At 66.2% G+C, this 1,334-nt stretch carries 1 protein-coding gene; it reads right to left on the reverse strand.

The annotated features are described in order from the left end of the window. Window positions 1–1,334, reverse strand: a 1,334-nt coding sequence (locus tag AB4Y84_RS21755) for an NAD-glutamate dehydrogenase domain-containing protein (RefSeq protein ID WP_442250947.1), incomplete at both ends; no start/stop codon positions are given.

Raw genomic sequence — 1,334 nt, forward strand, 5'->3', positions numbered from 1 at the left:
GTCTGGTAGTAGCTGGTGCGCAGGGTCGCATCGATCACGCCCATGAAGGAACGCAGGATGCGGTCCTCGTCCAGGCTCGACACGCGGTCCATCAGCTTCAGCAGCGCTTCGCGCGCGGCCTGCATCTGCGCATCGCGGTCACCCTTGCGGGCGTCGACCACGGTCTTGAGCACCTTCAGGGTGGCCTCGTCGCCGGCAGCCAGCACGTCGAGGTGGGCCTTCAGCTGCGCCTGGCCGGTGGCGATGTCTTCCTTGCTTTCATGACCGGTGGCCGGATCGAAGCGGGCTTCGAACAGCTCGACCAGCAGGCGTGCCAGCAGCGGGTAGCGGGTGAAGGTACCTTCGACGTAAGCCTGCGAGAACGGCACGCCGGTCTGCAGCAGGTACTTGCAGTAGCCGCGCAGCATGGCGACCTGGCGCCAGTGCAGGCCGGCAGCCAGCACCAGGCGGTTGAAGCCATCGTTCTCGGCATCGCCGTGCCAGACGCGGGCAAAGGTCTCACCGAAGGCTTCATCGACGCTGGCCGCATCGATCGCACCGGCAGTCGACTCGACCTCGAAGTCCTGCACGTACACCGGCGCGTTGTCCACCGACAGGCGGTACGGGCGCTCGGCAATCACGCGCAGGCCCATGTTTTCCATCATCGGCAGCGCGTCCGACAGCGGGATGTCATCCAGCTGGCGATACAGCTTCAGGCGCAGGCCATCGCCGGATTCGCGCGGCACGGCCTGCAGGCTCAGGCGCAGGTCGTCCGGACCGGTCAGCGCATCGAGCTGGCTGACATCGTTGGCGGCAACGGCGGTGCTGTTGTCTTCGATGTAACCGGCCGGCAGCGCCTTGCCGATACGCGCAGCAATGCGCAGGCCTTCGGCTTCGCCATGGCGGGTGACCAGCGCTTCGCGCAGGTCGTCCTGCCAGTTGCGCAGCACCTGGGCCAGCTTCTGCTCCAGTTCGGCAGTATCGACGTCGAGCATTTCGCCCGGCTTCGGACGCACGATCAGGTGCACCTGGGCCAGCGGCGATTCACCCAGCACCACCGAGCTGTCCACGTACTCGCCGTGCAGCGCTTCCTTGAGCATCGCTTCGATGCGCAGGCGCACGTCGGTGTTGAAACGCTCGCGCGGCAGGTAGACCAGCGCGGAAATGAAACGGCTGTACTTGTCGCGGCGCAGGAACAGGCGGCTGCGCACACGCTCCTGCAGGCCCAGCACGCCCATTGCGGTGCGGAACAGTTCGTCCTCGCTGGACTGGAACAGTTCTTCACGCGGCAGGGTTTCCAGGATGTGGCGCAGGGCCTTGCCGCTATGGCTGGAGCCAGCCAGGCCGGACTGCTT

The sequence above is a fragment of the Stenotrophomonas sp. 2YAF22 genome (assembly GCF_052114665.1).
GTDB classification, from domain to species: Bacteria; Pseudomonadota; Gammaproteobacteria; order Xanthomonadales; family Xanthomonadaceae; genus Stenotrophomonas; species Stenotrophomonas indicatrix.